This window comes from Archangium sp. Cb G35 (assembly GCF_001896145.1).
In the GTDB taxonomy this organism is placed as follows: Bacteria; Myxococcota; Myxococcia; order Myxococcales; family Myxococcaceae; genus Archangium; species Archangium violaceum.
The window spans coordinates 371,998-398,921 of sequence record NZ_MPOI01000014.1 but is presented as its reverse complement, the minus strand read 5'-3'; the positions used below and the strand labels follow the sequence as shown (position 1 = coordinate 398,921).

General features: G+C 69.9%; 27 protein-coding genes. 15 read left to right on the top strand and 12 right to left on the bottom strand.

What is annotated here, in order from left to right; genetic code table 11:
* Positions 1 to 38: 38 nt before the first annotated feature.
* Complete coding sequence (locus BO221_RS38510; protein WP_073565841.1) at positions 39 to 1,148, top strand: MBL fold metallo-hydrolase; 1,110 nt, start codon at positions 39 to 41, stop codon at positions 1,146 to 1,148.
* Here the strand turns inward: BO221_RS38510 and BO221_RS38505 are convergent.
* Positions 1,089 to 2,501 (bottom strand): PLP-dependent aminotransferase family protein, encoded by a 1,413-nt coding sequence (locus BO221_RS38505; protein ID WP_073565840.1) that lies wholly within the window; start codon positions 2,499 to 2,501, stop codon positions 1,089 to 1,091. The genes BO221_RS38510 and BO221_RS38505 overlap by 60 nt on opposite strands.
* Before the next feature lie 196 nt (positions 2,502 to 2,697).
* Between BO221_RS38505 and BO221_RS38495 the strand changes: the two genes are divergently transcribed.
* A complete protein-coding gene (locus tag BO221_RS38495) occupies positions 2,698 to 3,837 on the top strand; it encodes an EamA family transporter (protein ID WP_158079987.1) in 1,140 nt (379 codons plus the stop codon).
* Here BO221_RS38495 and map read toward each other — a convergent pair.
* Positions 3,824 to 4,822, bottom strand: a complete 999-nt coding sequence (gene map / locus BO221_RS38490) for a type I methionyl aminopeptidase (protein WP_073565839.1) — start codon at positions 4,820 to 4,822, stop codon at positions 3,824 to 3,826. The two genes, BO221_RS38495 and map, sit on opposite strands and share 14 nt — an antisense overlap.
* 273 nt (positions 4,823 to 5,095) lie before the next feature.
* On the opposite strand from map, the gene BO221_RS38485 reads away from it, so the two are divergent.
* Entirely contained in the window at positions 5,096 to 6,886 is a 1,791-nt protein-coding gene (locus BO221_RS38485; RefSeq protein WP_143195927.1) for a hypothetical protein, read from the top strand.
* 13 nt (positions 6,887 to 6,899) lie between these two features.
* Here the strand turns inward: BO221_RS38485 and BO221_RS38480 are convergent, their stop codons facing one another.
* On the bottom strand, positions 6,900 to 7,241 hold the full coding sequence (locus tag BO221_RS38480; RefSeq protein WP_233166448.1) for a TraR/DksA family transcriptional regulator: 342 nt from the start codon (positions 7,239 to 7,241) through the stop codon (positions 6,900 to 6,902).
* Between the two features lie 233 nt (positions 7,242 to 7,474).
* Here BO221_RS38480 and BO221_RS38475 point away from each other — a divergent pair, with 233 nt between their 5' ends.
* A complete protein-coding gene (locus tag BO221_RS38475; protein WP_073565837.1) occupies positions 7,475 to 8,284 on the top strand; it encodes a YwiC-like family protein in 810 nt (269 codons plus the stop codon).
* A 17-nt stretch (positions 8,285 to 8,301) separates the two neighbouring features.
* On the opposite strand, the gene BO221_RS38470 is transcribed toward BO221_RS38475, so the two are convergent.
* On the bottom strand, positions 8,302 to 8,976 hold the full coding sequence (locus BO221_RS38470; protein WP_073565836.1) for an START domain-containing protein: 675 nt from the start codon (positions 8,974 to 8,976) through the stop codon (positions 8,302 to 8,304).
* A 113-nt stretch (positions 8,977 to 9,089) separates the two neighbouring features.
* On the opposite strand from BO221_RS38470, the gene BO221_RS38465 reads away from it, so the two are divergent.
* Entirely contained in the window at positions 9,090 to 10,589 is a 1,500-nt protein-coding gene (locus BO221_RS38465) for an HAD-IG family 5'-nucleotidase (protein WP_073565835.1), read from the top strand.
* 90 nt (positions 10,590 to 10,679) lie between these two features.
* Here the strand turns inward: BO221_RS38465 and BO221_RS38460 are convergent, their stop codons facing one another.
* Complete coding sequence (locus BO221_RS38460; protein WP_073565834.1) at positions 10,680 to 11,135, bottom strand: DUF2267 domain-containing protein; 456 nt, start codon at positions 11,133 to 11,135, stop codon at positions 10,680 to 10,682.
* 199 nt (positions 11,136 to 11,334) lie between these two features.
* Between BO221_RS38460 and BO221_RS38455 the strand changes: the two genes are divergently transcribed.
* The 5 genes from BO221_RS38455 to BO221_RS56685 all read left to right on the top strand — a co-directional run bounded on the left by BO221_RS38455 (position 11,335) and on the right by BO221_RS56685 (position 13,937).
* Complete coding sequence (locus tag BO221_RS38455) at positions 11,335 to 11,862, top strand: zinc ribbon domain-containing protein (protein ID WP_073565833.1); 528 nt, start codon at positions 11,335 to 11,337, stop codon at positions 11,860 to 11,862.
* Positions 11,863 to 11,973: 111 nt separating this feature from the next.
* Entirely contained in the window at positions 11,974 to 12,240 is a 267-nt protein-coding gene (locus BO221_RS38450) for a hypothetical protein (protein ID WP_073565832.1), read from the top strand.
* Positions 12,241 to 12,297: 57 nt separating this feature from the next.
* Positions 12,298 to 12,966, top strand: coding sequence for a hypothetical protein (locus tag BO221_RS38445; protein WP_073565831.1), 669 nt, complete (start codon positions 12,298 to 12,300; stop codon positions 12,964 to 12,966).
* A gap of 88 nt (positions 12,967 to 13,054) precedes the next feature.
* Positions 13,055 to 13,333: a hypothetical protein gene (locus BO221_RS38440; RefSeq protein ID WP_073565830.1), complete on the top strand. Its 279-nt coding sequence runs from the start codon at positions 13,055 to 13,057 to the stop codon at positions 13,331 to 13,333.
* Positions 13,334 to 13,433: 100 nt separating this feature from the next.
* Entirely contained in the window at positions 13,434 to 13,937 is a 504-nt protein-coding gene (locus BO221_RS56685; protein WP_233166447.1) for a hypothetical protein, read from the top strand.
* On the opposite strand, the gene BO221_RS38430 is transcribed toward BO221_RS56685, so the two are convergent.
* The 5 genes from BO221_RS38430 to BO221_RS38410 all read right to left on the bottom strand — a co-directional run bounded on the left by BO221_RS38430 (position 13,888) and on the right by BO221_RS38410 (position 18,112).
* Positions 13,888 to 14,973 (bottom strand): trypsin-like serine protease, encoded by a 1,086-nt coding sequence (locus BO221_RS38430; protein WP_233166446.1) that lies wholly within the window; start codon positions 14,971 to 14,973, stop codon positions 13,888 to 13,890. The genes BO221_RS56685 and BO221_RS38430 overlap by 50 nt on opposite strands.
* A gap of 326 nt (positions 14,974 to 15,299) precedes the next feature.
* Positions 15,300 to 15,872, bottom strand: coding sequence for a hypothetical protein (locus tag BO221_RS38425; protein WP_073565829.1), 573 nt, complete (start codon positions 15,870 to 15,872; stop codon positions 15,300 to 15,302).
* 41 nt (positions 15,873 to 15,913) lie between these two features.
* A complete protein-coding gene (locus BO221_RS38420) occupies positions 15,914 to 16,297 on the bottom strand; it encodes a hypothetical protein (RefSeq protein ID WP_073565828.1) in 384 nt (127 codons plus the stop codon).
* A gap of 1 nt (position 16,298) precedes the next feature.
* Positions 16,299 to 17,186, bottom strand: a complete 888-nt coding sequence (locus BO221_RS38415; protein ID WP_073565827.1) for a hypothetical protein — start codon at positions 17,184 to 17,186, stop codon at positions 16,299 to 16,301.
* A 98-nt stretch (positions 17,187 to 17,284) separates the two neighbouring features.
* Positions 17,285 to 18,112, bottom strand: coding sequence for a protein-glutamate O-methyltransferase CheR (locus BO221_RS38410; RefSeq protein WP_073565826.1), 828 nt, complete (start codon positions 18,110 to 18,112; stop codon positions 17,285 to 17,287).
* Between the two features lie 256 nt (positions 18,113 to 18,368).
* Between BO221_RS38410 and BO221_RS38405 the strand changes: the two genes are divergently transcribed.
* Entirely contained in the window at positions 18,369 to 19,742 is a 1,374-nt protein-coding gene (locus tag BO221_RS38405; protein WP_073565825.1) for a hypothetical protein, read from the top strand.
* A 14-nt stretch (positions 19,743 to 19,756) separates the two neighbouring features.
* Here BO221_RS38405 and BO221_RS38400 read toward each other — a convergent pair whose 3' ends face one another.
* Together BO221_RS38400 and BO221_RS38395 are read right to left on the bottom strand one after the other, a co-directional pair.
* Positions 19,757 to 20,653, bottom strand: a complete 897-nt coding sequence (locus BO221_RS38400; RefSeq protein WP_083682050.1) for a type VI immunity family protein — start codon at positions 20,651 to 20,653, stop codon at positions 19,757 to 19,759.
* Positions 20,650 to 21,462 (bottom strand): hypothetical protein, encoded by an 813-nt coding sequence (locus BO221_RS38395; protein ID WP_083682048.1) that lies wholly within the window; start codon positions 21,460 to 21,462, stop codon positions 20,650 to 20,652. Before BO221_RS38395 ends, BO221_RS38400 begins: the two co-directional genes overlap by 4 nt.
* Before the next feature lie 250 nt (positions 21,463 to 21,712).
* Between BO221_RS38395 and BO221_RS38390 the strand changes: the two genes are divergently transcribed.
* From BO221_RS38390 to BO221_RS38375, 4 genes are all read left to right on the top strand, one after another.
* Entirely contained in the window at positions 21,713 to 23,401 is a 1,689-nt protein-coding gene (locus BO221_RS38390) for a DUF1592 domain-containing protein (protein WP_073565824.1), read from the top strand.
* Positions 23,398 to 24,732, top strand: coding sequence for a DUF1552 domain-containing protein (locus BO221_RS38385; RefSeq protein ID WP_073565823.1), 1,335 nt, complete (start codon positions 23,398 to 23,400; stop codon positions 24,730 to 24,732). The genes BO221_RS38390 and BO221_RS38385 overlap by 4 nt, the downstream gene beginning before the upstream one ends.
* 114 nt (positions 24,733 to 24,846) lie before the next feature.
* Positions 24,847 to 25,824 (top strand): triacylglycerol lipase, encoded by a 978-nt coding sequence (locus BO221_RS38380; RefSeq protein ID WP_073565822.1) that lies wholly within the window; start codon positions 24,847 to 24,849, stop codon positions 25,822 to 25,824.
* A complete protein-coding gene (locus tag BO221_RS38375) occupies positions 25,824 to 26,762 on the top strand; it encodes a hypothetical protein (RefSeq protein ID WP_143195926.1) in 939 nt (312 codons plus the stop codon). The genes BO221_RS38380 and BO221_RS38375 overlap by 1 nt, the downstream gene beginning before the upstream one ends.
* Positions 26,763 to 26,924 lie beyond the last annotated feature (162 nt).

Sequence of the window (26,924 nt, the reverse complement as noted above, 5' to 3'; positions counted from 1 at the left end):
GGATGGCACACGGGCGGGCCCCGCGTTAAACCCGCCACATGCCCAAGGGTTCCGTCTTCGGTGGGAAGGCCCACGGCCTCCGTCTCGAGCGCATGCGCTCCTCGCCCCGTTTCCTCGACGGGTTCTTCAAGAACACCGCCGGAGTAGGCCCCGGGCTCAAGCCGGGCAGCGCGTTCTCGACGATGGGCGAGTTCTTCTTCGGCGGCAATCAACGCACGCCCCCCGGACCCCTGCCCCTGGAGAGTCCGCTCGCCACGTGGGCCCGGCCGGTGGACACGGGGCTGCGCGCCACCTGGCTCGGACACTCGACGGTGCTGCTCGAGGTGGACGGGCTGCGCGTGCTCACGGACCCCGTCTGGGGCGAGCGCGTGTCCCCCTGGGCCTTCGCGGGGCCCAAGCGCTTCCACCCCGTACCGGTGACGCTCTCGCAGCTGCCCCCGCTGGATGCGGTCATCGTCTCGCACGACCACTACGACCACCTCGACTACCCCACCATCCTCGAGCTGGCACGCACGGACGTGCCCTTCTACACGTCGCTGGGCGTGGGCTCGCACCTGGAGGCCTGGGGCATTCCACCCGAGCGCATCACCGAGCTGGACTGGTGGGAGTCCGCCACGCTCCCCCGCGGCGAGCTGCGCATCACCGCCGCGCCCTCGCAACACTTCTCCGGCCGGGGCCTGGGAGATCGCAACCGCACGCTCTGGTCGTCGTTCGTCATCGAGAGCCCGAAGCACAAGGTCTTCTTCAGCGGCGACACGGGACTCACTCAGGAGTACGCGGAGATCCGCCAGCGGCTCGGGCCGTTCGACCTCGTCATGCTGGAGGTGGGCGCGTACCACCCTGCGTGGGGCGACATCCACCTCGGCCCGGAGAACGCGCTCGAGGCGTTGAAGCTGCTCGGCGGTGGCGCGTTCCTCCCGGTGCACTGGGGCACGTTCAACCTCGCCATCCACGCGTGGGATGATCCAGCGGAGACGCTCGTGCGGCTGGGACAGGAACAACGGGTGCACCTGGTGATGCCGAAGCCAGGCGTGCCGGTGGAGCCGTCCCGGGTGGAAACCGTGGAGCCGTGGTGGCAGTCCGTCCGCTCAAGCGAGGCTGCGCGCGAGGCTGCCCAGGGTGGCCATCGCGCCCTCGAGCCGCGGTGACCAGGGAAAGCCGCAGCTCAGGCGGATGAAGTTCCCGTAGCGCTTCTGCGCCGAGAAGATGGGACCGGGCGCGATGCTGATGCCCGCGTCCAGCGCCCGCGCGTGCAGCACCAGCGCGTCCACCTTGCGCGGCAGCTCCACCCAGACGAGCGAACCTCCCTCGGGCCGCGTCACGCGCGTGCCCTCCGGGAAGTGCTCCGCCACGGCCTCCACCATCCGCTGCACCTGGGACGCGAGCTGCCGCCGCAACGCGCGCAGGTGTTTGTCATAGCCTCCGCTGCGCAGGAAAGCGGCGATGGCGAGCTGGGGCAGCGTGGGCATGCCCACCGTCTGCGAGAACTTGAGCAGCTCCACCTTCTCCCGGAAGCGCCCCGGCGCCACCCAGCCCACCCGGTAGCCCGGCGCCAGCGTCTTGGAGAACGAGCCGCACAGCAACACCAGGCCCTCGGTGTCATGCGCCTTCGCGGGCCTCGGCCGCTGGGGGCCGAAGTGCAGGTCCCCGTAGATGTCGTCCTCGATGAGGGGAATGCCACGACCGGCGAGCATCCGCACCAGACGCTGGCGGTTCTCCTCGGGCATGCAGCTGCCCAGCGGGTTGCTGAAGCTGGGCACCACCAGCACCGCGGCCACCTTGCGCTTCGCCAGCGCCGCCTCCAGCGCGTCCAACTCCATGCCGTAGCGGGGGTGGCTCGGAATCTCCAGCGCGCGCAGCCCCCGCGCCTCAATGGCTTGCAGCGTCCCGTAGTAGGCGGGGGACTCGATGGCCACGATGTCGCCGGGACGCGCCACCGCGGACAGGCTCAGGTACACCGCCTCCGAGGCGCCACAGGTGATGACGAAGTCCTCCGGCGCGAGCGGGCAGCCCCAATCCAACGAGCGGCGCGCCACCTGCTGCCGCGTCACCAGGCACCCCGGAGGCATGTCGTACTCGATGGCCATCTCCCCGGCCTCGCGGGCCAGCAGGGCCAGCTCGCGGTTGAGGCGCCGGGCGGGCAGCAGCTCCGGAGAGGGAAACGCCGCTCCCAGGGGAACGACACGCGGATCTCCCGCCGCGCGGTACACCCGGGACACCAGCGCGCTCACGCTCACCGGCGAAGCCGAAGCCGCCGGCTGGGACACCTGGGGCTCGGCGAGCAGGGGACGCTGGCGCCGGCGCACGTAGTGTCCGGACTGGGGCCGCGTCTCGATGAGTCCCCGCGACTCCAGGTGCACATACGCCTGCAGCACCGTGGACACGCTCACCCGCTCGCTCGCGCTGAGCTGGCGCACCGAAGGCAACCGGTCTCCCGCCCGCAGCGTGCCCACGGAGATGGCCTCGCCGAGCCGCTCGGCCACCTGCTCGTACAGTTTCATCGCGCCCTCCACTCCAGACACCGGGGCCACCGCCTCCCTTAACGGGGTGGCGCCTCCAAACCCAGATACAGCTGGCCCCCGCGAGGACCAGCACAGTTCAACCCCTGGCAACTGTACCGGTAACAAACGCGCGCCGCTGAATCTGTTCCGCTCGCCACGAAAGGCCCATGTTGAGCACACCAGAGGAGGCGGAGAGATGACCTCGAGACCGCTCGTCGCCGGTGGAGAGCCCGCGAGCCTGACGCTCGCCCAGGGCGCGCTGTGGACGTACCTGCCCCGCGTGGGAGGGCTGATGCTCTCGTGCCGCGAGGGGACGGTGTGGCTCACCCGGGAGGGAGATGGCGAGGACCACGTGCTGAAGGCCGGAGACGCGCTTCAGGTGGAGGGACGCGGCCGGGTGGTGGTGCAGGCGTTGGACCCCGCGCGCCTGTGCCTCGCGCCCACGCCGCGCTCCGAGTCCTCGCGCACGCTCGAGGGGCTGCTGCTGGGCGCGCTCGGCGTGGTGGCCTTCAGCCTCACACTGCCCGCCACCCGGGTGGCCGTGCCGGAGCTGGGCAGCACGGTGGTGGGCCTGGGCCGGGCGCTGGTGGCGGCGGTGCTCGCGGGGCTGCTGCTGGCCGTGCGCCGCGAGCGGCTTCCCGAGCGCCGTCATTGGATGGGCCTCGCCCGGGTGGCCGGAGGGGTGGTGGTGGGATTCCCCATCCTGTCCGCGCTGGCGCTGCGCCACATGCCCGCCTCGCACAGCGCGGTGCTGGTGGGACTGTTGCCCGCGGCCACCGCCGTGGCCGCCGTCTTCCGCGCGCGCGAGCGTCCCTCGTGGAGCTTCTGGCTGTCGGCGCTGGCGGGGCTCGGCTGCGTGCTGGGGTTCGCACTGGCCCAGGGCGCGGGGCTGCCCACCGGGGGGGATGCGCTCATGCTGCTGGCCGTGGCCGCGGCCGCGGTGGGCTATGCCGAGGGTGCGGTCCTCGCCCGTGAGCTGGGCAGCTGGCGTGTCATCTGCTGGGCCCTGGTGTTCGCCGCGCCCTTCCTCACGCCCGTGGTGGCGCTCTCCGTGGGCCCCGAGATGCTCTCCGCCAGCCCGCGCGCGTGGCTCGGCATGGGCTACGTCTCGGCGGTGAGCATGTTCCTCGGCTTCTTCGCCTGGTACCGGGGACTGGCGCTCGGGGGCGTGGCGCGCGTCAGCCAGCTCCAGCTCGCCCAGCCGCTGCTCACCCTGGGGTGGTGCGCGCTGCTGCTCGGCGAGCCGGTGGGGCACGGCACCCTGGGCGCGGCCGCGCTGGTGCTGCTGTGCGTCTTCACGGGCGTGCGCAGCCGCGTGCGCGTCACGCCACGGTGAGGATTTCCGCGCCCTGGTCCGTCACCAGCAGGGTGTGCTCGAACTGAGCGGTGCGCTTGCCGTCCGCCGTCACCGCCGTCCAGCCATCGTCCCACACCCGGTGCTGCCAGTGGCCGAGCGTGATCATCGGCTCGATGGTGAACGTCATCCCCGGCTCCATGATCGTCGTTGCCTGGGGATCGAAGTGGTGCGGAATCTGGAGCGAGGTGTGGAAGCGCTCGCCGATGCCGTGGCCGCAGTAGGCGCGCACCACGCCCATGCCGTTCTGCGTGGCGTGCGCCTCGATGGCCTTGCCGATGACGTTGATGGGCAGGCCGGGCTTCACCGCCTCGATGCCGGCCATGAGGCACTCGCGCGTGACGCGGATGAGGCGCTCGTTCTCCGGGTCGATCGTGCCCACGGCGAAGGTGGCATTGGTGTCGCCGTGCACGCCATCCAGGTAGATGGTGATGTCGAGGTTGACGATGTCACCGTCCTCGAGCGCCCGGTTGTCGGGGATGCCGTGGCAGATGACCTCGTTGACCGAGGTGCAGATGGACTTGGGGAAGCCGTGGTAGTTGAGCGGGCTGGGGTAGCCGCCGCGGCGCACGTACTCTTCGTGGGCGATGGCATCGAGCTCGTCGGTGGTGATGCCGGGGCGGATATGGGCGGCCGTGGCGGCCATGACCTCGGCGGCGGCCTTGCAGGCGCGGCGCATGCGGGTGATGACATCCGGGCTCTTCACCTCGGAGGGAGGGAAGATGCGAGCGGGCCGCCCCGACACGGCGTAGTCCGGACGGGGGATGCTGGGGGGGACGGTGCGCATGGGGCTGATGACGCCCGGCCGGATGCCCCGCGAGGGGGCTTCGGGCCCCCGCTTGCGCGCTTCCACGGTATCCGCGCCCCGGTGGCACTTCTTGTACTTGCTGCCACTACCGCACCAGCACGGGTCGTTCGGTTTGGGCAATACCGCGGGTGCGGCCCGCACAGTGGAAACGTCGTTCATACCCTCGACCTATAGCCGCTGGGGCCGCACCGCGCACGCCTTCTCGGCTGCCTGCCTCGTGGGTCCGCCAGCCAGGACACACCGCGGCAGGTCGTCCCCCCTGGCGCCCACCGTGCGAGGCTCCACCCCGTCCCTCCTCCTAGAGCAGGAACCCCATCCTCGGTGCCCTGACGGCACGGCCCCGGCCCCCGGCATGGCGGCAGCACGGACAGCACCCGAGGCCCTGGCACACACGGCCACGCTCTGCGACGCTCGAGGCAGGAGTGTCCCGCCATGCGACCTGTCTCGTGGATGCCCGCCGTGCTCGCCACGCTACTGCTGGCCCTTTCCGCCCCGGCCCAGGACTCACCGCCGCTGCCCTCGGTGGATCTGGGCGTCCGCGAGTTCCTCTTTCATCCGCAGCTCGTGTCCAACCGGACGGACGAGGACGTGTGGCTCGTCGCGAAAGGCAGCGGCTCCTCCGCCCGGGTGTTGCGCAGCGCGGATGCCGGCCGCTCGTGGCGGTTGGACGCGAAGGCGGGCTGGGCCCTGCAGCAACCCCTCCTCGTCCGCGCGGACAACACCCTCAACCGCCTCGTCTGGTTCACGCCCGAGGTGGGCGTCGCCACCGGTGACATCGGCGCACGGGTGCTACGAACCACGGATGCGGGACGCTCCTGGAAGTCCATCCCGCTCGAGGGCGGCCTCTTCTGGGCATACGATCTGGAACGCGCGGGCCAGCGGGCATGGCTCTGTGTCTCGACCGGGCGCATCTTCCGCAGTGACGACGCCGGGGCCCGCTGGCACGAGCTGAAGGGCTCGCCGTTCGATGACGGGAACCACTGCATGGACATGTCCTTCCTCTCCCCGGAGAGCGGTTGGGCCCTGGGAAGGAATGGGTCCGTCTGGGCCACGGAGGACGGAGGAACGAGCTGGCAGCGCCTGTCCGCACCCGAGCCGTCACCGCACCGCCAACCCGTCCCGGCGCCCCAGCAGGGCCCGAGCCGCGTGGTCCGCCTCACGGCCCAGACCGCCTGGGTCCAGACGTCTGGCGAGCGCTTTCTCACCACCGACGGTGGGAAGAGCTGGCACTCCAGACCTGGAGCCACCGGTGAGAAGGATGCGCCCCTGGTCTCCGCGCGCGCTCCGGATGGCCGGCGCATCATCACCGTGGGCCCCGCGGGTGATGGCGTTCCGGTCGAGCAGTGGGTTCCCTTCCTCGGAGAGGGCGGCGACGCGGCCACGGTGGGTGAGCACACCGTCGTGGCCCTGGACGACGTGGGGGTGTCCCTCCATGTCTCGGGCCAGTTCGTGCGCGCGGGCCCGCCCGTCAGCCAGGGCTCGGATGTCCTCACCCCGCTCGAAGGCATCGCACGGAAGGACTCCGGAACATGGATGGGGTGGGTGGGCGATCAGCTCCTCGCCTCCCGGGATGAAGGCCGGAGCTGGTTCCGGGTGGGCAGCGTTCCCCAGACACCCCTGCGCGCGCTCGCCCTCCTGAAGGAAGACACGGTCCTGGCCGAGCTCGGCAACGGGACCCTGCTGCGCTCGGAGAACTTCGGGCGCGCCTGGTCACCGAGCACGAGTCCCATGGACGTCTACGACTTCGCGGTGGCCTCGGGCCGTGACGCAGCTCCAGAGACGCCCTTCGATTGTGTGCTCACCACGCCGTCCGCGTCGATGAAGGTCCGCATCGAGGAGACGGGTTGTTTCCATCACATCGCGGATCTGCTCTCCGTGAAGCTGTCTCCGGACGAAGCCGAGCTCGCGGTGGAGTACACCGAGAGACAGCGGAACGAGCGCGAGCAGGTGAAAAGGAAGCTCTCCCGCGCACAAGGAGAGAGCATCGTCCGGAAGTTGCTCGAGGCGGCGGTCCGTCAGGAGACGTCGTCCGGCTGTGGGTCCACCACGAGCTTCAAGGCCACCCTCGAGTGGTCCTGTCCTTCGGGGAAACTCCAGGAGGGGAAGGTGGAGTTCCACGCCTCGGACTGCGACCCGCGCCCCGGCATGGCCCCCATGCATGGCTACACACGGTCCCTGGGCCTCCATCAAGCCGCGTCGGAGGTGTTCGCGGGCGCCCCGTGAGCGGAGGAAGGCCTCAGCGGCCCACCTGCTCGCTGCACGCCATGCAGTGACGCGCCTCGGGGATGGCCCGCAGCCGGTGCCGGCCGATCGCCCCGCCGCAGCGCGAGCAGTGCCCGAACCGGCCCTGCTCGATGCGCACCAGCGCGTCGTCGATGTCCCTCAACTCCCGCTCCTCCCGCTCCGACAGCCGCGCCTGGACCCGCTCCGCGCGCTTCTCACCCGCCTCGTCCACCAGGTCCGGCTCCCGCCTGCTCCCCTGCCCACCGGCCTCCGTCAGGGTGAGCCGCAGCAGGCCTCGCAAGCTGCTCCGCCGCTGCATCAACGCGGTCCGTGCCTCGTTCCTCAACGTGTCCATGGCGCTTCCCCACTTCTCCGGCGCGCCCCAGGGGGACCACCGGCCAGTGGTCGCAGCCCATTTCAGGAACCGTGCCTCCCGCCGCCCTCTCCTGGGAAACCCGCCCCCCACGCGCAAGCTTTGCGGCCCCCACGACGTCCTGTGCACCCATTGCGCAGGCGGGCTCCCAGCTCCTCCCGATCGCGAGCTGGAACACCCCTTGCTCCAGGTGTGGGCATGCACGAGGACACGCGATGACATCCCTCTCCACCCACCCCACGGGCTCGCTCCTCCAGGGACTCCTTCCCCGCGAGCACGGTGTCTGGTTCCAGCTCGGCCTGCCCCTGGCCACCGCCCTCTTCGTCTCCGGCGCGCCCGCCAGCGCCCTCTGGCTCGCCGGCGCCGCGCTCGCCTGCCTGCTCGCCCATGAGCCGTTGCTGCTGCTGCTCGGCCACCGGGGCGCGCGCCGCGGCGAGCGGGATGGCGCCCGCGCCCGGTGGTGGGGCCTGCTCGTCGGTGCGTGGGGTGCACTTGCCTTCGTGCTTGGCGCGCTCTCCCTGCCCGCCGAGGCCCGGCCCTTCCTCATGTTGCCCGTCATCCTCGGCGGCGAGGTGCTCCTGCTCGCCTGGAAGCGGCAGGAGCGCACCCTCTCGGGCGAGGTGCTCGCCGCGCTCGCGCTCGGAGCCTGGGCCGTGCCCATCGCCATGGCCGGAGGCATGCCCGCCTCCACCGCGCTGACGCTCTGGGGCACCTATGGGTTGTCCTTCGGGCTGGCCACCCTGGCCGTGCGCACCGTCATCGCCAGCCACCGGCCCCACGCACACCGCGAGCGGCTGCGGTGCACGGGCGCGGCCTTCGTAGCCGCCGCTCTCCTCAGCGCGGTCCTCTGGGCGCTCGCCTCCGGGCTCCAGCCCCTGCGTGTGCTGGCGCTGCTGCCCGTGGGCCTCGTGGCGCTCGGCCTGTGCGTGGCCCTGCCCTCACCCCGCAAGCTGCACTCCATCGGCTGGACGCTGGGCGTGGCCGGCACCCTCACCCTCGTGCTGCTCGGGGTGGGGCTGTCCTGAGTCCCACGCCCTGAGTCCTACAGCGGCCGGGGAGAACCGCCCGTCGCCGGCTGACCCGATGCGACACGCGCCGAGGCCTGCTTGCGCGCCCGCTTCTCCACCGCGCGCACCGTGTCCAGCACCGCGTCCTTCTGGCCGAACCCCGCCAGGAAGCCGGGAATGGAGCCACCGGTCTCCACCGTGAAGCGGTAGACGAAGTGCGCCTTGCCCTCACCGCGCGGGGTGATGACCCAGCTGCCCTCGTTGTGACGCAGCCGCACCACACCCTCCTGCTCCGGCAGGGCCTGGTTGTCCGCGGACCACTTCTGGCGGAACGTGCCCGTCCCATCCGCCTCCAGCAGCTGCTCGTCCACCACGCGCACCACGTAGTCCCGGTTGGAGACGACGGGCAGGTCCAACTTCGTGTACGTGACGCGCGTTCCCTCGGGCCCTGTCGACAGCACCCGCGATTCCGTCACATAGGGCATCCACTGCCGGAAGCTCTCATGGTCTCGAAGCACCGACTGGATGTCCTGGATGCCGGCATTCATCACGCCTTCCGCCCAGATTTCCCGGCAGCCGGGAATGTCCGCCCGTTTGCGAACCCGGATGGTCACCTCGCCGTCGGCGACCTGTTCCCACCCGTCCTCGGCACTCGCTCCCCCCGCCACCAACGCCATCACCAACACCGCGAGCCCTGGCAGACCCCGCATGTTCGACTCCCCTCACTCTGCGGCGGGTCCTGGCCAGCTCCCCGCCCTCCACCAACGCCCACCCCGCCAGAAGTATCGACTTTTGGCACCGGCCAGGGCACGAACGTAGGCATATGACCGGGAACCTGACAGCCCCCCCACCCGAGCGCGGGCTCTTCTGTAATCGCACCCTCAACATGAGGGCCATCAAGGCCATCGGCTATGACATGGACTACACGCTCATCCATTACAAAGTGGAGGCGTGGGAACAAAGGGCCTACGAGCACATGCGCGATCGGCTCGTGGCGCAGGGCTGGCCCGTGGGCCACCTCACCTTCGATCCGATGCTGGCCATGCGCGGCCTGATCATCGACACCGAAAAAGGCAACCTCCTCAAGGCCAACCGCTTCGGCTTCGTGAAGAAGGCCCTCCATGGCACCCGGCCCATGGACTTCGAGTCCCAGCGCAACGAGTACGCCCGCACCATCATCGACCTGTCCGAGCGGCGCTGGGTTTTTCTCAATACCTTGTTCTCACTTTCCGAGGCGTGTCTGTATTGCCAGGTGGTGGATCTGCTGGATGCCGGCATGCTCGCCGGGCCCATGGGCTACACGGACGTCTACGAGCACGTGCGCCGCAGCCTGGACGCCACGCACATGGAGGGCGCGCTCAAGGCGGAGATCATCGCCGACCCGGGCCGCTACGTGCTGGCCGAGCCGGACACGGCCCTGGCGCTGTTGGATCAAAAGAACGCGGGCAAGAAGCTGCTGCTCATCACCAACAGCGAGTGGGCGTACACGCTGCCCATGATGCACGCGGCGTTCGATCCCTTCCTCAAGGGGATGACGTGGCGCGAGCTGTTCGACGTGGTCATCGTCAGCGCGCGCAAGCCCGAGTTCTTCACCACGCGCTCCTCGCTCTTCGAGGTGGTGACGGCGCAGGGACAGGAGGGGCTGCTGCGTCCGCACTCGGGGCCGCTCAAGCCGGGAGTGCCCTACTTCGGCGGCAGCGCCACGGAGGTGGAGCGCTCGCTGGGCATGAGCGGGGATGAGATCCTCTACGTGGGCGACCACATGTTCGGCGACGTGCACGTCACCAAGAACGTGCTGCGCTGGCGCACCGCGCTCGTCATCCGCGAGCTGGAGGACGAGATTCGCGCCATCAGCGCCTTCCGGGCCACCGAGGCGCGGCTGGCCGAGCGCATGCAGCACAAGGAGCGGCTGGAGGCCGAGGCCTGCCAGGTGCGGCTGGAGTTGCAGCGGCGGCGGCTGGGTTACGGCCCGCGCGAGCCCTCACCTCCGGACGAGCAGTTGCACACCCGCGCCTCCGAGCTGCGCCTGCAACTGGAGGAGCTGGACGCGGAGCTGGGCCCCATGGCGCGCGCCGCCAGCGAGCTGTCCAACCCCATCTGGGGCCTTCTGACGCGGGCGGGCAACGACAAGAGCCACCTGGCGCGCCAGGTGGAGCGCTACGCGGACATCTATACGTCCCGGGTGAGCAACTTCCTGTTCGCCACGCCCTTCGTCTACCTGCGCAGCCCGCGCGGCAGCCTTCCGCACGACCCGACCACCCCGGGCGGCACCCCCGTCTTCCCCCCCTCCACCGCCGGAGGAGGCGACACGAGCGCGCCCTGAGGCTCCGGCCGCGACCGGGAGCAACGGGTCCGATTGCTGGACCAGCTGCTCCGCCGCGCGGCCGGGAGGTCTCCCCCGAGCACCTGCCCGCTACTGCGTGCGCCGCCACAGGTCCTGCAGATCCGGCGGCAGGTTGCTCTCCACGTCCTGGGCCTCGCCCTCCGAGATGTGTTCGCGCAGGCCCAGGAACACGGCGCGCACGAGGGTCTCCACCTCGGAGGCGTCCTTGCCCAGGTCCTCCGCCACCACCCGCAGGAAGTCGTCCCGCGTCCGGCCATACGTCCGCGCCGGCTTCTGCCCCTCCTCCTTGGGCAGGAACTCCAGCAGCTTGCGCGGCAGCTGCGCCTCCAGATCCTTCGCCTCCTCCGGCTGGATGCGGTGCAGCAACGCGTTGATGACCGACACCGCCGCACACTCAACCACCCCCGGCTCCAACTTCCCGACCTCGGACAGGTGCTTGATGAAGACGGCGTAGCTGCGGCCAAGGTGGGATTGGTGGCGCTTCTCACTGCGGCTCATGGGTCCGCCGGTGGGCGTGTCGGCCATGTGGATCTCCTCTGGAGTGTCGTTTTCTGGAAGGTGGGCATGGGCGGGGGGCTGGCGGGAGCGGCCGATCAGGAAGGAGCTTCTGGGGACCCGGGCTGAGGGGACGGACTGGCTCGGGGAAGGCCGGGAGGCAGGGGAGCGGCCAGGCGACCTGGCCGATCAGCAAGGCGTGTCAGACCCCCCTAGTATGAGTAGAGCCGTGAGCCACTCGACCACCAACGGCGCGTTGCGAGTCCTTGAGCAGGGCAACCTTCTCGACGGGGCGGACCTGATGCCTGTCCAGAGCCGAAGCGGGCGGAAGAAGCGGGCTCGCAAGCCGGCGGCGCCCCCCAAGAAGATGGGATTCGTGGCGGCGCTGTCGCTGGTGGTGCAGCACGGGCGGCAGTTGGCGAAGGAAGTGGGGAAGACGGCGTTGTCGCGCTGCCCCCGCTGCGGCCACATCGGCCCCACCGAGCAGGACTTCGGCACGCGCATCATCCGCGGCGAGCGCCGGCCGCAGTCCTGGTGCCGCAACTGCCGCAAGGTTCACCTGCCGCCCCTCAAGGCCGTGCCGAACCGCTCGGGCCGCGCCGTGAAGGCCACCCTGGTGGAGACGGCCAACGAGAAGCCCGCGAAGTCCAAGCGCTCCGCCGCCCGCACGGCCGAGTCCGCGCCCACGTCCGCTCCCCGGGAAGGCCTGCTCTTCTCCATCGACGAGCTCGCGAAGGGCAAGCGCCGCACCTCCTGAATCCCCCTCCCGTCCCGCGAGCGGGCGATCAGCGCCCCGAGCCGCCCCCCGCTGAGATGACGGTGCCGTCCGCCGGGCCCATTCCTCTCCTTGCAGAGGAGGGAGAGCACCATGGCGGTTCGATCGGACTCGGTCGGCATCAAGAACCGGCGCCACGCGGCGACGTATGCCGTGCAAAATGGCCCCCAGTCGAGCAAGGGCAGACCCATCCCCTTCCGGGATGAGCTCCCGCTGCTCCGGCGCGAGCGGCTCCTGGCCCGGGCACGGCTGGGGCCGGCCTCGGAGCCCCACCTGCCGAAGCGTCCCCACGGAGAGGTGCCCGTGCGCGGGCGCAAGAAGCCCCCCAGCCAGATGCACCTCAAGCGCGACGGCGGGTGAGCCCCCGCGCGCAACAAATCCGAGACGGGCGCGATTCGCGGACTATGCTGGGAGCGAATGAGCGACTCGCTGTTCTCCTCGGAGTTCGAACCGGCCGACACCCGCTACCTGTGGCGGCTGTGGTTCGCGGACCTTCTGGACCTGGCCACCTCGGCGCTGCTGGGTTGGGGAGCGCTGCGGGCGCTGGACGTGGACCGGACGCCGGGGGCGCTCGTGGTGGCCGCGGTGGTGACGTGGGTCGCCATGTCCCTGGCGGGCGGGCTGAGCGGGTGGACGTTGTGGCGGGGTGTCCTCGGCCTGCGGCTGGTGGCGGACGGGAGCCCGCCGGGTCCAGTGCGCGGCCTCGTGCGGGCCGTGCTCGTCCCGGTGGACCTGATCATCTCGCCCTTCGTGCAGCGGCGCTACTGCGATCGCATCCAGAAGGTGCAGCCGGAGGCCGTGCCCGCGTTCACCAAGAAGTGGCAGCGCGGCCTGGTCTGGCAGGGCTTCTGGCTGGTGATGGTGTTCGCCTCGGTGTGGTTCATCGTGCTGCCCACGAAGCGCGAGGCGCTCGGCTACCTGAAGAAGCTGGACGGGTGGCGCTGCTGCAACGCGAAGACACCGCCCTCGCCCTTCAAGTGCTCCACCTCCGTGTCGCGCGCGCTGAGCGAGGCGGAAGACGGGGACGCGCAGGCGCAGGCCATCGTGAAGGACTGCCCGCGGGCCACGGCCGGGTTGGGGCGCTGAGCCAGCGAGCGCCCGGCATACGGGTGAGCCAGCGGGGGGATGGAAAACCAGCCCGGGCGTCCTTACCTCCGATGCAGGAGGCCACTCTATGGCAGTCAGGACCCGGGTAGCAGGTATCAAGAACAAGAGGCGGGTGACGAGCGCCGACGAGGCTCAACCCAACCTTCAGTCCCAGGGTGTCGGCAGGGGCAAGAAGACCGTGCCGCGCGACCAGGCCGCGGCCCTGCGGCGGCAGAAGCTGCTGCGCAAGGCTACCCCTGGCCCGGCCATGACGGAGCCCGTGGGGCACGGGCCCGCCACCACCGAGGTGCGGCCCGGCAAGCGGACCGTCACCCGGCGCAAGACGAAGCGCGGGAACGCCCTGTAGCGCTTCCCCATCCACCGACAACCCAGACACCCCTGTGATGGTCCGGCCTCCCCTGGTCATTCCGGCCGGCCATCCCTACCTCCATTGGGGGGGAGAACCCATGCCAGAGAAGACCCAGCAGTTACGTGCCAGACGCGCCAAGGCCAAGGGCACCACCCTGACGGTGAAGGCCTCGGACATCGGTGAAGTCCCCGCCGGCAAGAGCACCCACGCCCTGAAGAAGAGCGGTGGCGTCGTCGGCCGCGCGAAGACGACCGAGCGCTCCGTCAGCCGGCGCCGTCCGCCCGGCGAGGGCAAGAGGGCCCAGAGTCTCAAGCTGCCCCTGCCCGAAACGGGGAGCTCCACCTCGCGCCGCAAGACGATTCCGGACGAGGCCGCCGCTCAGTACCGCCACGGGCCGCACCGCAAGACGGTCGCCACCGAGTCCGCCGCCGCCTACCGCCGCGAGGAGCGTCCGAAGAATCCCCGCAACGAGGCCAAACAGCGCCAGGAGACGCGCGCCAAGCGCGGCTCGCCCGTGCAGGGCCGCAAGAAGGCCCCGAGCGAAATGGACATCACCCACCGCGGCGGCCCGCGCAAGCGCCTGCCCATCCACGGCGGCTGAGCGCCCGGCCCCTCCTGACGAGCAGCCTCCACGCGCCCAGCCCCCATACCCAGGGGCTCGCGCCCGGCGCTCCCGTGCAACCGCTCGCCTCCTCGGGGAGCGGTGCCGGGACACAGGGAGTGAAGCAGCGGCACGCGTCCTCGCCCTCGGGCTCCAGGCGCGCGCAGACGCTGCCCGCTCCGCATTGCGCGTCCTCGGAACACAGGGCGCCGTAGTTCCCCTCCTGCAACGCGGGCTGGAGGCAACGCGCCGCTCCTCCCTCCGCCACCGTCTCGCACGCGAGCCCCGCCGGGCACTGCGCATCGCTCGTACAGGGGGCGGTGCACAGGGACTCGAGGGGTAACTCCGGGCCTCGTGGCTCCCGTTGCCCGGCGAGGAAGGGCTGGATGAAGTCCTCGAGCAGCGCGTCCACCCGGACGTTGAAGGCCTCCTCGCGGCAGGCCACGTCACCACTCGCCGTGACTCCCACGAGGACCTCGCCTCCCTCCGCGCCTCGCACCAGCACCGGCCCTCCACTGTCCCCCACGCAGCTCATGGACGGCGCGGGGTCCGCTCGGAAGCCGCTCGCTTCCACCTGTGTCAGGACCAGCGTTCCCTGGCGGCGCTGCCCCGCGGGGGCGCTCGCGTCCTTCGTGTCTCCGAAACCCACCACCCGCGCGGATTGGCCTGGCTCCAGTGGAGCCTTCCCGGGCTCGGGAAGTGGGAGGGGAGATTCGTTCACCGGTTTCGCCAGGCGCAGCAGCGCCGCGTCGTAGGCGTGGCTCGTTCGCTCGTAGCCCGGGTGCCGCACCGCGCTGGCCACCCGGACGAAACGGCCCCCGGGCTCGGGCTCCGGCAACAGCTTCGTCCCGAGGAAGACCTCGTAGGCCCCGTCCGTCCCGAAGATCTCCAGGCAGTGCGCCGCCGTCAGCACCACGTCCGGGGCGATCAGCGACCCCGTGCACAGCAGCGTGAGCGGCTCTCCCGTACAGCGCGCCCGCCTCGCCAACAGGGCGACCACCGCGGTGTCATCCGGGGCCTCGGTTCCCGAGACCACGGTGTCCGCTCGGATGGAGGGGCTCGGCGTGGGCGATGTCGGGGCACAGGCACTCAGCATCCACAGCGCGAGCCACAGCAGGACTTGGGTTCCGCGCAGACCCTCACCCCAGCCCTCTCCCAGAGGGAGAGGGTGATCGCAACCCGGGTTCATCCGATACCCTCACCCCGTCCCTCTCCCGAGGGGAGAGGGGATGTGTCCGGAGCTGGTGCTCACCGCTTCACGCGACGCTCACCGCTTCACGTGACCTTCACTGCTTCATGCGACGCTCACCGCTTCACGTGACCTTCACCGCTTCACGTGACCTTCACCGCTTCACGCGATGCTCACCGCTCCGCCTGCTCCTGGCTCGCCTGTCCCGCCAGGGCCGCCGTCTGCTCGTGCAGCGTCGCCAGCCTCGCCCGGTGACGCGACAGCTGTATCGCCAGCCGCCTCGCCTCCTCCTTGTTCCCGCTCGCCTCCGCCTCCGCCCTCTCCTCCTCCAGCCGCTCCACGTCCCGCGTCATCAGCTCCGTCATGCGCACCAGCTTCCCGTGCTTCCACTCCGCCGTCTGCGGCTTCTCCGGCTCGATGGGATCGTTCTGCTGCGGCAATGGATTGGCCACCTCGGGCTCCGGCACCACGTCCCCCGGGCCAATGGGCACCACCGTCGCCCTGCGCTCCTCGGACGTCCCCCCCTCGCCCTGCCTGGACTTCACCTTTTCGGCCAGCCGCGCGCGCGCATCCGCTGGAATGGATATGGACGCGGACGGAGCGCTCGGAGACACCGTCACGGGCGGCGGCGCCCCGGCCGGAGCTACGGCCGGCGGCGGCCCGGTGGGCACGAAGCGAAGCATCAGCGCGGCCCCCAACACCAGGGCCGCACCGAGCGGGAGAAGGACACGGGACCGGTTGTTCATCGCTCCTCCATTCTCTCCCAAAACCGTCCGGCGCGCCGCCCCTACAGGCGCAGTTTCCAGCCGTCCGGGTGCTGCTCCACGCGCAGTAACATGGGCTGCTCGCGGACCTTCCCGTCCCGCGCCACCCGCGCGCGCACCACCACCGCGCTCGAGTCCCGCCCGTCCACCTTCGCGTCCAGCACCTCCACCAGGGAGACGCCGTGCTCGTTCAGCTCCTGCACGGTCGCCTGGCAGGTGCCGCCCTCCTTGCCGGTCAGCAAGGGAGCGAGCACCGCGCAGTCCCCCGAGGGCAGCTCCTCGAAGAAGCGCTGCACCGTGGTCCGCGCGGCCTCGGTCTTCCGGGACTCCGTATTACAGCCGAGGGCGGCCACCAGGCCCAGCCACAACGCGGCACGAGGCACCGCCCTCACGTTCAGCCAGCGCATCTCAGTAGCAGTTGCCAGCGAACATCTCGTCGTCGCTCGCGGAGACGAACTGGTCGTCGCAGTAGGCACTCGCCAGCGCGTGGCCGTTGCGCACGCAACCGTCATGGTTGGTGGCGTCCAGCGTGTACTGGGTGTCACCACCGCAGCCACCACCGCAGCGGCCGAAGCAGATGCCCATCACCTTCGGGCGGCTCCAGTGGTCCGGCTCGCCGCACACCCACGAGGTGCCGCTCATGTAGAACTCGTCGCCGCTGCACGAGGTGTGGTCACCGAGCTGGGCGATCTGCTGGTTCTTCGCCAGGTCGAAGCCGCCGTGCTGGCAGTCGTGCTTGGCGTACGAGTACCAGTTGTACGAGCCACCGCAGCTGCCCGTCCAGGAGCCGTTACACTTCGCGTAGCTGCACAGCATGGTGTAGCCACGGCCCTGCTCGCCCATCACCGTGCGCTGCAACTCCACGGAGGTGGGGTGCTGGGACCAGAGGCTCACCGCGCGCCGCAGGTACCTGGCCTCGGGCGCCGCCGCGTCACCCGCGGGAATCTGCGCGTTGAGCGCCGCGTACAGGCCCGTCAGCACCTCGCGGTCCCCGTCCAGCATCTGCGTGTCCTGGCCCGTCGCCTCGCCAAAGCCGTCCAGGTCCGACACGCCATTGACCGTGTCCACCAGGCCCGTCAGCGACATGCCGTTCTGCCGCACCTCGATCCGGTAGACGCCCTCCTCCACCTGCTTCGAGGAGAAGCTCGCCTCGGCGCCCGCCTGCGCGAAGCGGCCGGTCACCGCACCGGACTCCTGCTTCAGTTCCAGGCCGTCCACCGCCTGGGCCTCCGGGCGCGTGCTGCCACCACAGCCCAACAGCATCACCGCCGCGACTGCTCCCAAAACCTTACGCATGAGCTCGCATCCTTCCTGCACCGGTTATTTCCGATTCGCAGAAAATGAGAGACTCTCGCGATTAACGGATTTGTTACATTCCATCAAGTCGAGACGCGTCAAAGGCGTGGGCCAACAGGGTGGAAGAGGGGCAACGCCCCCGCGGCGCGCACGAGGCCCTCGGCGTCCTCGGGGAGCGACTCGTGGGCGCCGATGGCGAGCACCCCACCGGGCACCAGCCGCTCCAACAGCCGTGCCAGCACCTCGCGCTGCACGGGCCGGGCGAAGTAGGTGAAGGCCACGTTGCGGCACAGCACCAGGTGGAAGGGGCCCTCGGGCATGCCCTGGCGCAAGTCCTGGCAGCGGAAGTCGAGCCCCTCGCGGTACTCGGGCCGCAGGCACAGCTCCTCGCCCTCGGAGGAGAAGGCCTGGTCCACCCACCCGGAGGGCAGCTCGCGCAGCGTGGCGCGCCGGTAGCACCCACGGCGGGCCCGCTCCAGCAGCGAGGCATCCGCGTCGGTGGCCACCAGCTCCAGGCGGAACTCCGGGAAGCGCGGCCACAGGCCCAGCCGGAAGAGCACGGCCACGGTGTACGGCTCCTCCCCCGAGGCACACCCCGCGCTCCACACGCGGAAGACGGACTCACCCCGGGACCGTACGGCCTCCAATATCTGTGGCAGCAACGATTCACGAAGCGCCTCGAAGACGCCCTGATCCCGGTAGAAGCGAGAGATGGTGACCCGGCACAGCGCATCCAGCACGGCCCGCTCGGCCGGGTCCGCCTCCAGCCGCTCGAGGTAGGCGGGGAGCCCCACCACCCCCAGCGCCTTCATCCTCCGGCCCACGCGCTTGCACACCTGCCCGCGCACGCGGCGGAAGCCCTCGTAGCGCAGTTGCAAGTGCAATGCGGCCCATCGCAGCAATTCCAGACACTCGGCATCCGTCACGAGACACCTCCTCCGCTCCGCCGTGCCCACCCTTTCACCACCGGCCCTCCTGAACCCATACATGGAGCAGGCGCACGGCGCGCGAGTTCTCAAAAACTGGAAGTGGCGAGGCCCCCACGGTTGTTGAAGGCCAGACGGGCGAGATGTCCTCCCGGGCAAGAGGCTCGAACCGGCGATCGTCTTCACCGTTGAGAGGTCGGCGGGCAACCCCCACCTTGGCCCGACGAGTGCCGGCGAAGGCCGGCAGGAGGCAGTCATGGCCGGAGACCTGAAGCGCCCCTACCCGCGGTCCACCCTCTTGCTCACGCTGGCCGTGCTCGCGGGCTGCGGCTCCGGCGAGGAGTGGAAGCCAGAAGAGCTCGCGAGCCAGGAGCACGAGCTCCGGAGCGGGCCCCGGCGCAAGCTCTCCGGAGGCGGGACTCAGTGGGTGAACACGCTTCGCAGCGCGACGGAGACGGATGCGCCCGTGGCCGTGGTGCACGACTCGCGGGGCAACGTCCTCACGCTGGGCAACCACCGAACCCCCATCGACTCCGAGGAGAGCGTGCCTCCAGGCACTTCCGTCCTGGTGCTCTCCAAGTACTCGATGCAGGGCAGGCTGCTGTGGACGCGGCTGCTCGCGGCGCCCCCGGGCACGGGCACTCCCTACGTGCGGGGACTGGCCCTCGCCGTGGAGCCCTATGACACCGTGCTCCTCACGGGCGTGCAGAGCGGTGGGTTGGAGCTTGGCGGACGCGTGCTGCCCGCCGGGGCCTTCCTGGCACGGATGGATGGGAACGGAGCGCCGATGTGGTCCCGTCCCCTGCCCACCACCGCCACGAAGCTGGCCGTCAACACGCGGGGCCACATCACCGTCGCGGGCACCCTGACGGGCCAGGTGGACTTCGGCAACGGACCCGTCACCGGCGCCAGCAATCCCTACCTCGTCCAATACGATGCCCAGGGCACTCTGCGCTGGGTGCATGTCGATTCCGCGCGCGGCGTGACCATGGACCTCGCGCAGGATGACGCGGGAGAGCTGTACCTGGCCGGCGGCCGCTTCGTCCCGCCTTCCCCGCTCCTCGTGCCCTCCGTCTCGCGAGTGTCCGCCGAGGGCACTCCATCCTGGACGCGGTCGCTCGAGGGCGCCACGGGCGTGGCCATGAGCGTGGCGGCCCATGGTGGGCAGGTGGTGGTGTCTGGCTATTTCACGGGGAAGATCGTCTTCGGCGGCCGGGAGTTCGACGCGTACACGAGCCGCGGCTTCGCGCTCGCCTACGAAGAGGAGGGAGCCGCGCTCTGGGGCTCGCTGCTCGGCAGCACGTGGGGGCTGGTGGAGATGGACCACGGCTCGGGCCTGGTGGTGGCCGGCCGCTACACGGGAGGCGAGGACTTCGGCCTCGGGCTCGGCACGATGGAAGGCTATCCGGGCGCGACCAACGTGTACGTGCTGCGGCTCCAGCGTCCCTCGGGGAAGCTCCTGTGGAGCCACACGTACCCGTCCGCCCAGACACTGCCGGTGGACCTGTCCGTGTCACGCCAGGGAGAGACCGCCCTCACGGGTACCTTCCGGGCGCCGGTGGACTTCGGCACCGGCCCGCTGAGCCCCACGCCGGGCGCCAATACCTTCCTCGTCCAGATGGAGCGCTGAGGGCGGAGCGGAGGTCAGTCGAGGAACCTGCGCTCCCAGCGGCGTCTCTCTTCCGGAGAGAAGTCCTTGTCGTACTTGGGCCCTTCATAACGCCAGGGCTCCAGCACGCGCGCCAGCTCACGGTAGGCGGGCAGCGTGCGGCCCTGCTCGGTGTCGCCCGCCTCTGGCCATTCTCCGAGCGTCACCACCGCCCGGCCTCCGTCCAGGTCATGCACCGTGGTTCCCGGCGCGTGCAGCCGCGCACGCAGGGCGTCCACGCCGCCCAGTTCGCCCAACACCGGCTGGCCCAGGAAGGTCAGCCACGAGGGGCCGCGCACCCGCGTGCCAATGTTGTACGAGAAGGACTCCACATCGGGGATGTCCATGCCCGGGTAGCGGAAGCACCGCTCGCGAACCTCTTCACCGTTCGGACCCAGGAAAGCCAGGCCTCCGTTGCCAGAGCAGAAGGGCAGAGGAGCCGCCAGTTCCAGCGCCAGTGCCCGGACCCGCTCCGGGCCGTGCTCCTCCAGGTACTCCGTGGAGAGCCAGAACGATGCCGCGCACGCCTCCATGTCCGAGCCCCGCCACTCCGGGTCGTCGAGCCGCCTGCCCTGGTACTCGAAATGGTACCTCTGCGGACCGCTCGCCCTGGCATCTACCAGGATGACACGTGGCCAGGGTTCCTCCAGCAATTTGCGCCGGTTGATCACCCAGCCTTCCGCATTGAGTACCTGGCCATCCCCCTCGTCGTCCACATAGAAGCCGAGATTCTCCGCTCCTACCGCGTTCACGTAGGTGTCCATCGAGCGCACCACGGCCCGCGCCATCTCCGTGTGCGGCCGGCGCATGTAGAAATCCAGCCGTAACCCCTCGGTCACCGAGTAGCCACCAAACCTCGTGCGCAAACGGATCCTCGGATAACGCTCACTCACCAGAAGACTCCTTCCCGAGGACCAATGAGATGGACTTCGGGCCCGAATGCCTCCTTGTATATATCGCCTTGCCGTTCACCCGCGTACCGATGACCCGGAGGGTACGTTCTCCACACGGGTTCCTGGTCGAAGTTCACACAGCGGAACTTGAAGTCATAGACAACCAGCACCTGGAGCGGGTCTCCCGTATGGATGACCACATCCGGCTCCAGCGTCCCCTTCAGTTCCTCGCCCCCTTGCCGCAGCAGCTTCGCCAGTTCCTCGGGGGTGATGAGGGACTTCTCCTTCGACGTCCTGTTGAACCGGTAGCGCGGCTTGAGGCTGAACTTCAAGCCCAGCTCACCCAGCTTCGCCTGCGCACACGCCAGTGCCACTTCGTGCATCTCCAACCCGAGACGGATGGCCCACGTCACGCTCCGGCCCTGTGCGTCCACCGTCATGGCTTTGCACTCGGCTTCCTTGGGAACCAACCCCTCGAAGGTCCCCTTGAGCCGCGACAACACCTCCGTGCGCGCATTGTTCGCGCACTCCTTCATTTTCTCCTTGATGGAGGTCATCATCTCGGGACTCAGCGCGTGGCCTACCGCCGCGGCGGACGCCACGGCCGCCCCCACCGTCTGCACCGGCCCGGTGGCCACCTCCCTTCCACTCACGGTGGCGCAGTAGAGAGGGTTCTTCAGACAGCTGGCGCTCAGTGAATCGAGCGCATACTGGCGCGGGGCTTCACGGCCGAGCGTGCTCGCACAGGCCTCGAGCAGCGAGCAGACAGCGACCAGCCCTCCCCAACGGCGTACGAAACGGTGCGGCATGCCCTCTCCTTTCGTGGAGCCCATCATGTCGCGGCGCCAGCAACCAGACACATCCCTCGGGCGGAGGCCATGAACGTGCGTGTCCCACAGTGACGCGTGCGGCGGTCACGCGGGATACGCCGCTTCCGTCACCGTCCCTTCTCCTGCCCACGGCTCCGATGGGTTTCCGACACCACCCCATCCCTCCAGCACGAAGAAAGCGATTGGTGGGGAAATTGCTCAGGGCCGTCTCCGAGCGAGGAGGTCCCACGTGTCCAAGAAGTTCCCCCACGGCTGGCGGAAGGTGCTGGCGGGCCCGGCCTGTGCGCTCCTGCTCGCCGGCTGTCCGAGCAACGAGCTGCGGAAGGCGAAGGAATTGCCGCCCACCTCCCAGACAGAGCTTCCCGAGCCCAACAACCCGGCCTGCCAGGGCCCGAGGGCTCCGGGCCGCGTCACCCTGCACCGGCTCAACCGCGCCGAGTACGACAACACGGTGCGCGACCTGCTGGGAGACACCACCCGCCCGGCGCGAGACTTCCCTGCGGACGACCACGGCTACGGCTTCGACAACAACGCGGACGTGCTCAGCCTGGGGCCACTACTGATGGAGAAGTATGCGGCCGCGGCGGAGAAGCTCGCGGAGTCCTCGTGGCCCCGCGTGCGCACCTGCACGCCCGACCCGGCGGACCCGCTGCCCTGCGCGCGGCTCATCCTGGAGCCCTTCGCCCGCCGCGCCTGGCGCCGGCCCGTCACCCCGGCCGAGGTGGACCGGCTCCTGGCCTTCCTCCCGCTCGCGCGCGCACATGGCGAGGGCTTCGACGCGGGCATGAAGCTGGCCCTGCGGGCCGTGCTCCTCTCTCCGCACTTCCTCTACCGCGTGGAGCTGGACCCGGACCCGGCCTCCACGGCGCCCCGCCCGCTCAACGGCCACGAGCTCGCCAGCCGCCTCTCGTACTTCCTGTGGAGCAGCATGCCGGACGAAGCGCTCCTGGCCGCGGCGGACGCGGGGACACTGCGGAGTCCCGACGAGCTGGAGCGCCAGGTGCGCCGCATGCTCGCGGATCCGAAGGCCGAGGCACTGGTGGACAACTTCGCCGGGCAATGGCTGTACACGCGCGCGCTCGACTCGCTCCACCCGGACCCGCTCCTCTACCCCTTCGACGACTCGCTGCGCGAGGCCATGCGCCAGGAGACGCGGCTCGTCTTCCGCGAGTTCCTCCACGGTGACCACCCGGCGAAAAACCTGCTGGACGCGAACTTCACCTACGTGAACGACCGGCTCGCCCGGCACTACGGCCTGCCCCCTCCGGGCACGAGCCAGATGACGCGGGTGGACCTCTCCGCGCACCCGGAGCGCGCGGGCCTGTTCGGACAGGGCTCCATCCTCGCCGTCACCTCGCACCCGGACCGCACCTCGCCGGTGAAGCGGGGGCTCTGGGTGCTCGAACAACTCCTGTGCAAGGCACCACCTCCCCCTCCGCCCAACGTGGAGGGCCTGCCACCGCCGGTGGACCCGAGCATGGGCATCAAGCAACGCATGGCCCGGCACAGCAGCGATCCCACCTGCTCGGGGTGCCACCAGTTGATGGACCCCATCGGCTACGGATTGGAGAACTTCAACGCGGTGGGCGCGTGGCGGCAAAAGGAGGAAGTGAGCGGTGCCCAGGTGGACCCGAGCGGCGAGCTGCCCGGAGGCGTCCGCTTCAAGGATGGGGTGGAGCTGCGCACCCTCCTCGGGTCGGACCCGGGGCTGGAGCGCTGCATCGCCCAACACCTGCTCACCTACGGGCTGGGACGCGGGCCCTCGAGCGCGGATGCCTGCACGCTGGACGACATCGCGAGCAAGGCCCGGACGAGCGGAGGCCGGCTGTCGGACCTCATCCTCTCCGTCATCCGGAGCGAGGCCTTCACCTCGCGCGGTGGGGAGGCGGAGGACACGAACGGGGAGGGTTCACGATGAAGGACTCCAAGCTGTCACGGCGGACGATGCTCCGGGGCCTGGGAGCGCTGATGGCCCTGCCCCTGCTGGAGCAGATGAGGCCCGCGGTGGCCCGGGCGGCGGAACCCGGCGCCACGCCGCTCCGGCTGGCCGTCTTCTACGTGCCCTGCGGCCTCTACATGCCGAACTTCACGCCTCGCGGCACCGGGCGGTCCTGGACACTGTCTCCCACGCTGCAACCGCTGGCACCGGTGAAGGACGACGTGCTGGTGCTCTCCGGGCTGTCGCACGAGCCAGGGCGGCCGGACGAGTTCGGCCACCACGCGGCGGGCACGGGCGCCTTCCTCTCCTGTGTGAAGGTGGTCAAGACGAGCAGGCAGGATGACATTCGCGCGGGCGTCTCCATGGACCAGCTCGCCGCCAAGGCCCTGCGGCCCCACACGCGCCTTCCCTCGCTGGAGCTGGGCAACGACGGAGGCGACGGAACGGGCTCGTGCGACGCCAACTTCAGCTGCGCCTATGCGCGCAACATCTCCTGGGCGGGGCCCACCAGTCCCCGGGCCAAGGAGACGAACCCGCAGGCGGTGTTCGACCGGCTCTTCGCGGGCTTCGACCCGGATGCGACGCGGGCGCAGATCGAAAAGCGAAAGGCCTACGAGCAGAGCATCCTGGACTTCGTGAACGACGACGCGAAGGCGCTCCAGCAGCGGCTGGGGACGAAGGACCGGCGCAAGCTGGACGAGTACTTCACCAGCGTGCGAGAGCTGGAGCTGCGTGTGGCGGCGCTCGATCAGCAGGCCCCCACGTGCTCGAAGGGCCCGAGGCCCGAGCGAACGAACGACGTGCGCGAGAAGACGAAGGTGATGTGCGACCTGATGGTGCTCGCCTTCCAGTGCGACCTGACGCGGGTGGCGACCTTCATGCTCGGCAACGGGCGCAGCGACCGGGTGTATGACTTCCTCGGGCTGACGACGGGGCACCACACGTACTCGCACCACCAGCACCACGCGGACAACCACGCGGCGCTCGCGAAGATAGACCGCTGGGAGATGGAGCAGTTCAGCTACCTGCTGCAGCGGATGAAGTCGGTACGCGAGGGGGATGCGACGCTGCTGGACAACTCCCTGGTGTACTTCGGCAGCGAGGTGGCGGACGGCAACTCGCACGGGCACTCGGACATGCCGGTGGTGCTCGCGGGGCGCGGCGGGGGCGCGGTGACTCCCGGACGGCACGTGCGCTACGGCGGGGAGCCCATCGCCAACCTGTTCATCTCCATGCTGGACTCGGTGGGCGTGGACGTGAGCCGCTTCGGGGATGACGGCACGGGCCCCCTCCCCCGCTTGAAGGAGTGAGCGCTCAACATCACGGCCACGCTCTGTCAGGTGCTGGCCGTTGCGGGCGTGCGGCGCTGGCCCTCGCTCGCGTGTTGGGTGTTGGCTTCCCCGGGGGCAACAGGGAGAAGCCATATGCCGCGCCGCCAGATGGTGATCCCAGGCACGGGAGGAGTGCTCTACGAAAGCGCCGCGGGAGCGCGGGCCGCGACCATCTTCGAGCTCCTCACCCAGGCCGGGGCCGCACAGACACTCCGCTGCAAGCACGGGTTGGATCCCGAAGCACTTGAGCCGCTCGAGAACACGCTCGTCGCCCGCGGGTTCATGACGCTCGCCTACGAGCCCTTCGCGCACGCGTTCCCCAAGTGGGACTTCTTCGATTACGACTGGCGGCTGGACATCCGCTACAGCGGCAAGCGTCTCGCCGAGCACCTCCAGGCAGAGGCCTCCCGCGGTGACCGTTGGCGGCTGGTGGCGCACTCACAGGGAGGGCTCGTCGTCCTGGCGGCGGCCCGGCTCCTCGGCGCGGAGGAACTGGCGCGGCTCGTCCAGGGCGTGTGTTTCGTGGGCGTGCCCTTCTTCGGAACGGTGAACGCCCTGATGGCCCTGCTGGAGGGGACCTTCTTCAATCGCAGCATCCCGAAGGAGGTGGTGCGCACCTGGCCCGCCATCTACCAGATGCTGCCGCGCTGGAGCGTCACCCGGGGCAATCCCAACCGGCCCGAGCTGCTCCTCGACGCCACCTGGATGAACGCCGGGCTGATGCCCGCGCCCGGTGCGCCCGAGGACTTCTCACAACACATCGACAGAGGAATGCTCGATCGGGCGCGAGCACTCTACCGGGCCACCTCGACCGGCTACTTCGAGCCCCTGCGCAAGCTCGACTTCATCCGCATCCTCCAGGGCAACAACCTGAAGACGGCGTTCCGGCTCCCCCAGTTTCCAAGCACGGAGGAGATCATCTCCGTGGACGGCGACACGCTCGTCCCGGACCAGTTCACACGCGACAGGCTGCCCTCCTGGGTTCAGGACGAAGCCACCATCCGCCGCCTGCCCGCCGCGGAGCACTCGCTGCTCTGCGGTGACGCCAACGTCTTCGGACTCTGCCTCTGATGCGCTCCACTCCGCTCCCACTCCTCGCCGTCCTCCTGCTCGCGCTGGCTCCGGCCGCCGCTCAGACACCACCAGCCACCGGGTCCCCTCCCATCGCGGACAGTGACGGGGATGGAGTCCCGGACCTGCCTCCTGGCCAGACGGAGGCGCCCGCGTGCCATCCCGGCCGGATGGAGGCGTGCGCCGACAACTGCCCGCTCGATGTGAACCCCGGCCAGGAAGACAGCGACGGAGATGGAGCGGGAGACCTCTGTGACCCGTGCCCGTTCGTCCCCGTGAAGGACGGCGAGCACGCGGACGCGGATGATGATGGCGTGGGCGACGAGTGCGACACCTGCCGTCTGCCCAATCCCCGGAACGAGAGCGGCGAGCAGGCCCCGTGCCCCGAGCAGCAGGCCTACTCGGAGTGGAAGGATCCCAACCCGCTCGGCCGGCGGTTGCAGTTCTTCATCCGCCCGCTCGCCCTGGGGTACCGGTACCAGGGGAACTGGGTTGGCTCGACGGGCCTCGGGCTGCACCTGGGAGGCTCACTGGGCGAGTGGCGCTTCGACGAGAAGGGCACGGCCTTGAAGGTGCCCTCCTGGTACTGGTCCGCCGGGGTGTATGGCGATTCGGTGAACCTCTTCGCGGCCGAGCACCTCGGCCCCTACGCGGCGCTCGACTTCCGGCCGATGCAGTGGGCGCCCTATGCGCGCTCGTGGGCCAAGGAGTTCAAGTTCGGCGTCGGCGCGCACCTCTTCTGGTCCAAGCGTCTGGAGGGCGTGGAGAACCGCCCCCTCCATCTCGGCGTGGGACCCCGGGTGGGCTTCCTCGACATCATCTCGGTGATGCCCTTCGCCCAGTTCGATCTCGCCAACAGCGGCGGCTTCTCCTGGGGCGGGATGCTGGTGTTCGACTTCAAGGTCCTCCAGGACCTGGGCGTGCCGCTGGCGAAATGAGCAGAACAGTTCGTCCAGAAGGTTTGTAAACAGGTGCTCCGCCATGGCGGAGGGCGTCCAACCGGCATGTGGCCGTTTTCATTCGGGATTTCCCGGATGGCGATCGGGGGTCTCGCGTAGATTCCAAGAGCATGGGAAATCCAGACGCAACTCCTGGGGGGA

Coding starts and splice junctions, on each gene's coding strand:
- BO221_RS38510 (WP_073565841.1), top strand. CDS start 39: ATGCCCAAGGGTTCCGTCTTCGGTGGGAAGGCCCACGGCCTCCGTCTC.
- BO221_RS38505 (WP_073565840.1), bottom strand. CDS start 2,501: ATGAAACTGTACGAGCAGGTGGCCGAGCGGCTCGGCGAGGCCATCTCC.
- BO221_RS38495 (WP_158079987.1), top strand. CDS start 2,698: ATGACCTCGAGACCGCTCGTCGCCGGTGGAGAGCCCGCGAGCCTGACG.
- map (WP_073565839.1), bottom strand. CDS start 4,822: ATGAACGACGTTTCCACTGTGCGGGCCGCACCCGCGGTATTGCCCAAA.
- BO221_RS38485 (WP_143195927.1), top strand. CDS start 5,096: ATGCGACCTGTCTCGTGGATGCCCGCCGTGCTCGCCACGCTACTGCTG.
- BO221_RS38480 (WP_233166448.1), bottom strand. CDS start 7,241: ATGGACACGTTGAGGAACGAGGCACGGACCGCGTTGATGCAGCGGCGG.
- BO221_RS38475 (WP_073565837.1), top strand. CDS start 7,475: ATGACATCCCTCTCCACCCACCCCACGGGCTCGCTCCTCCAGGGACTC.
- BO221_RS38470 (WP_073565836.1), bottom strand. CDS start 8,976: ATGCGGGGTCTGCCAGGGCTCGCGGTGTTGGTGATGGCGTTGGTGGCG.
- BO221_RS38465 (WP_073565835.1), top strand. CDS start 9,090: ATGACCGGGAACCTGACAGCCCCCCCACCCGAGCGCGGGCTCTTCTGT.
- BO221_RS38460 (WP_073565834.1), bottom strand. CDS start 11,135: ATGGCCGACACGCCCACCGGCGGACCCATGAGCCGCAGTGAGAAGCGC.
- BO221_RS38450 (WP_073565832.1), top strand. CDS start 11,974: ATGGCGGTTCGATCGGACTCGGTCGGCATCAAGAACCGGCGCCACGCG.
- BO221_RS38445 (WP_073565831.1), top strand. CDS start 12,298: ATGAGCGACTCGCTGTTCTCCTCGGAGTTCGAACCGGCCGACACCCGC.
- BO221_RS38440 (WP_073565830.1), top strand. CDS start 13,055: ATGGCAGTCAGGACCCGGGTAGCAGGTATCAAGAACAAGAGGCGGGTG.
- BO221_RS56685 (WP_233166447.1), top strand. CDS start 13,434: ATGCCAGAGAAGACCCAGCAGTTACGTGCCAGACGCGCCAAGGCCAAG.
- BO221_RS38425 (WP_073565829.1), bottom strand. CDS start 15,872: ATGAACAACCGGTCCCGTGTCCTTCTCCCGCTCGGTGCGGCCCTGGTG.
- BO221_RS38420 (WP_073565828.1), bottom strand. CDS start 16,297: ATGCGCTGGCTGAACGTGAGGGCGGTGCCTCGTGCCGCGTTGTGGCTG.
- BO221_RS38415 (WP_073565827.1), bottom strand. CDS start 17,186: ATGCGTAAGGTTTTGGGAGCAGTCGCGGCGGTGATGCTGTTGGGCTGT.
- BO221_RS38405 (WP_073565825.1), top strand. CDS start 18,369: ATGGCCGGAGACCTGAAGCGCCCCTACCCGCGGTCCACCCTCTTGCTC.
- BO221_RS38395 (WP_083682048.1), bottom strand. CDS start 21,462: ATGCCGCACCGTTTCGTACGCCGTTGGGGAGGGCTGGTCGCTGTCTGC.
- BO221_RS38385 (WP_073565823.1), top strand. CDS start 23,398: ATGAAGGACTCCAAGCTGTCACGGCGGACGATGCTCCGGGGCCTGGGA.
- BO221_RS38380 (WP_073565822.1), top strand. CDS start 24,847: ATGCCGCGCCGCCAGATGGTGATCCCAGGCACGGGAGGAGTGCTCTAC.
- BO221_RS38375 (WP_143195926.1), top strand. CDS start 25,824: ATGCGCTCCACTCCGCTCCCACTCCTCGCCGTCCTCCTGCTCGCGCTG.